Source organism: Burkholderia sp. E168m23 (assembly GCF_016586125.1).
GTDB lineage: Bacteria > Pseudomonadota > Gammaproteobacteria > Burkholderiales > Burkholderiaceae > Burkholderia > Burkholderia orbicola.
The window spans coordinates 1-3,442 of the sequence record NZ_BCPP01000790.1 but is presented as its reverse complement, the minus strand read 5'-3'; the positions used below and the strand labels follow the sequence as shown (position 1 = coordinate 3,442).

General features: G+C 70.7%; 4 protein-coding genes. All 4 read left to right on the top strand.

Features of this window, described 5'->3' with window-relative positions:
* The first annotated feature begins 54 nt into the window (after positions 1–54).
* A complete protein-coding gene (locus JMF90_RS29660; protein ID WP_054928606.1) occupies positions 55–930 on the top strand; it encodes a hypothetical protein in 876 nt (291 codons plus the stop codon).
* A gap of 1 nt (position 931) precedes the next feature.
* The gene (locus JMF90_RS29655; RefSeq protein WP_054928605.1) at positions 932–1,561 is read left to right on the top strand and encodes a hypothetical protein; all 630 of its coding nucleotides are present in this window, start codon (positions 932–934) and stop codon (positions 1,559–1,561) included.
* 1 nt (position 1,562) lies between these two features.
* The gene (locus tag JMF90_RS29650; protein WP_034176080.1) at positions 1,563–2,546 is read left to right on the top strand and encodes a ferritin-like domain-containing protein; all 984 of its coding nucleotides are present in this window, start codon (positions 1,563–1,565) and stop codon (positions 2,544–2,546) included.
* A 3-nt stretch (positions 2,547–2,549) separates the two neighbouring features.
* On the top strand, positions 2,550–3,442 hold an 893-nt coding region (locus tag JMF90_RS29645), incomplete at its 3' end, for a 3-oxoacyl-ACP synthase (RefSeq protein ID WP_201325786.1).

Genomic DNA, 3,442 nt, shown 5'->3' with positions numbered 1-3,442 from the left:
TGCAACAGCTCGACGCGCAACTGCGCAGCCAGCAGCACGCGGCCTGATACGGCGATGCTCGCGCCCCTTGCCCCCGTGGCGGCCGCCGCCGTCCAGCCGGCCCCGGCGACCGCGCTGACCGTGCAGGCGCTCGCGTACCGGCGCGTCGCGCCGTCGCGCGACGGCGCGGCCGTGCCGCTCGACGATACGGCCCGCGCGATCGGCACGCTCGCGTGCGCCGAACGCGAGCGGCTGTGCGGTGCGATCGGCGCGGACGACTACGTGGTCAGCTCGACGATCCTGTCGATGCTGCTGATGAACGATTCGCCGCAGCATCGCGTGTTCGCGCAGGCCCTTGCCGGCGCGAACGACTACACGCCCGACTGGATGACCTGCTCGTACGAATGCGCGGGCTGGGGCTACGTGCTGCGCCGCGCGCTCGCGACCGCGGCGGAAACCGGGCCGCGCACGCTGCTGCTGCAGATCGTCGACGTCGACGTGCACGGCTACACGTACTGGCACGGCAATCCCGCCTGGGGGCGCTCGGGCTTCGGCGTCTGCACGCTGCTCGTCGACGTCGGCCGCGAACCGGCGCAGTCGGTCATCGCGGACGCCGCGCCGCCGGCCAGCGCGGTCGTGCGGCTCGGCCGCGACATCCGCACGTTCTGCGCGGCGCGCCCCGGCCTGCACGCGGCGCTGCCGTTCTTTCCGGCCACGTCGCGCCGCGCGCTGCTCGCGTCGGTCGGCAAGACGCCGCTGCTGCCGGACGGCCACGGCGTGTTCGGTCATGCGTTCGGCAGCGACCCGTGGCTGTCGGTGCTGCTCGCGCACCGCGACGGCGACACGCCGCGCCGCGCGGCCGTCTGCTCGCTCGCGCTGAACGGCTATTACGCGATCGCCGACGTCGCGTTCGCGCCGGACGCGACGTTTTCTCTCGACGGCGAGGCGTGACATGGTGCGACCCGTTCACTTCACCTACCGGATCGAGCGCGACGCGCGACAGCCCGTGGCGGTCGCGGCCAGCGCGTACCGGATGCCGCTCGACACGCCGGCCGACTATGCACGCGCCGCGCTCGCGGAAGCGGCCGGCGATGCGTACGACGCGGGCAATACGTCCGACGTGGCCGGCGGCGAGCGCCGCGTGCTGCTCGACCATGTCCAGTATTTCGCATTCCTCGCGGAAGTCACCGCGCGGATTCGCGACGCCGTGCATCCGGATGCCCGCCTGTTCATCGAGGTGTGCGCACCGTACTTCGGCGCGCTGCCGGCCGAACTGCTTGCCCCGCACGTGCTGCTCGGCGTGCACCTGTACGACGAAGCATTGCGCGACGCATCGCGCGGCGCGCCGGTCGTGTGGATCGGCGACCGCATCCTGCGCGATGCGGAATTCGCCGGCGACAACCGCGTGTGCTGCGCGATCTGGCCCGCGCGGCTCGCCGATGCGTTCGACGCGCAACTGCGCGGCGCGTGGCCGTCGTTCGCGATCCGTCTCGAACCGCACCCGGGCGCGTCGCGCGCCGCCGCCCCGTTTACCGATTCCGCCCATCATTCCGGCGCCGCCGCGCGGCCGGGGAGACCCTGACATGAATGACACGCTTACCGTGATGCAGGACACGGCCGATATCCGCTGGTCGATGCCCGTCGACGCGCTGATGTCGAACGACTACGCACTGCGCGAAGAGGCGCTGAACCGGCTGTACGAGAAGGCGAAGGCCGCGCAGTGGGACGTCGCGACCGACGTCGACTGGAGCCACGACCTCGACCCGGCGAACCCGCTCGGCATGCCCGACCCGACGCTGCTGATCTACGGCACCGAGCTGTGGGGCAAGCTCGCGGACGCCGACAAGCGCGAGGTGCGCCATCACGCGCAGGGCTGGCTGCTGTCGCAGATCCTGCACGGCGAGCAGGCCGCGCTGATCTGCGCGTCGAAGCTCGCGTCGGCCGAGGACGGCCTGAGCGCGCGGCTGTGCGCGGCCGCGCAGATGATGGACGAAGCGCGCCACGTCGAGGCGTACGCGAAGCTCGTCAACGAAAAGCTCGACGTCAGCTACCCGATGAGCCGCTCGCTGAAGGGGCTGCTGCACGACACGATCACGAGCAGCGCGCTCGACATGACGAACCTCGGGATGCAGGTGCTGGTCGAGGGCATCGCGCTGTCGATCTTCCAGAGCGTCGTCGCGTACAGCACCGATCCGTTCATCAAGGACCTGTTCCTGCGAATCCAGCGCGACGAAGCACGCCACTTCGCGGTCGGCCGGATCACGCTGTGCCGCGTGTATGCGGAGATGAGCTCGCACGAACTGCGCGAGCGCGAGGAGTTCATCTGCGAAGGCGCGGCCGTGCTGTACGAGCACCTGTGCGCGGACGACATCTGGGAACCGATGGGGCTGTCCAAGCGCGAATGCAGCGCAATGGTGCGCGAATCGCCGGTGTCGAGCTCGATCCGCCGCTCGATCTTCCGGCGCCTGGTGCCGACGATCCGCGAGATGGGGCTGCTCACGCCGACCGTGCAGGCGACCTTCGAAAAGCTCGACGTCCTCGACTACGCGGCGATGCCGCTCAACTGAACCATGACGACGACCTCCTCCCAAGCGTCACGCGATTTCTGGATCGGCATCGACGCGGTGGCGTACGAGCTGCCGGGCCCGCCCGTCGATATCGAGGCCTGGGCCGCCGAACGCGACTATCCGGCTCAGCGGGCGGCCGCGATCGCGCAGTCGGGCAGCCGCTATTTCCACATGGCGCTCGACACGAGCGAGACCGATCTCGCGATCGCGGCGGTCGGCCGGCTGCTCGACACCGCGCGCGTGCATCCGTCCGACGTCGGCGCGATCGTGCACGTCCACACGCAGCAGTTCAGCGTGCCGCCCGCGCCGCGCAGCCTGCCGCACGAAGTGGCCGCGCAATTCGGCATCGAGCCGCTGTGGCTCGGCTCCGTCGCGCAACTGAACTGCGTGTCGGTCGCGGCCGGCATCGAGACGGTTCGCGCGCTGATGCGCCGCCATCCGCAGCTCGACGCGGCGCTCGTCGTGTCGTCCGACCGCGTGTACGGCGAGGATTACCGGATGCGGCAGATGACCGGCGTGCAGTGCGACGGCGCGGCCGCGATGCTGATCGCGCGCAACAGCACGAAGAACCGGCTCGGCGGCATCGCGATCGAGACGCACGCGAAATGGCATCGCGGGTCGGACACGGTCGCCGCGAACGAGGCCGACCTGATCATGATGGAGTGGCCGTACACGCGCCGCGCGATCGACGCGGCCGTCGCGCTCGAGCCGCATGCGCTCGACGCGTACGACCTCGTGCTGCCGCACAACGCCGACCTGCCCGGCTGGAACGCGCTGTGCCGCGCGATGCGCGTGCCCGCCGAGCGGCTCTACGCGGACAACATCCATGCGCGCGGCCACGCGTGCTGTTCGGATTTTCCGATCAACCTGGCCGACGTCGGGCTCGATGCGCTCGC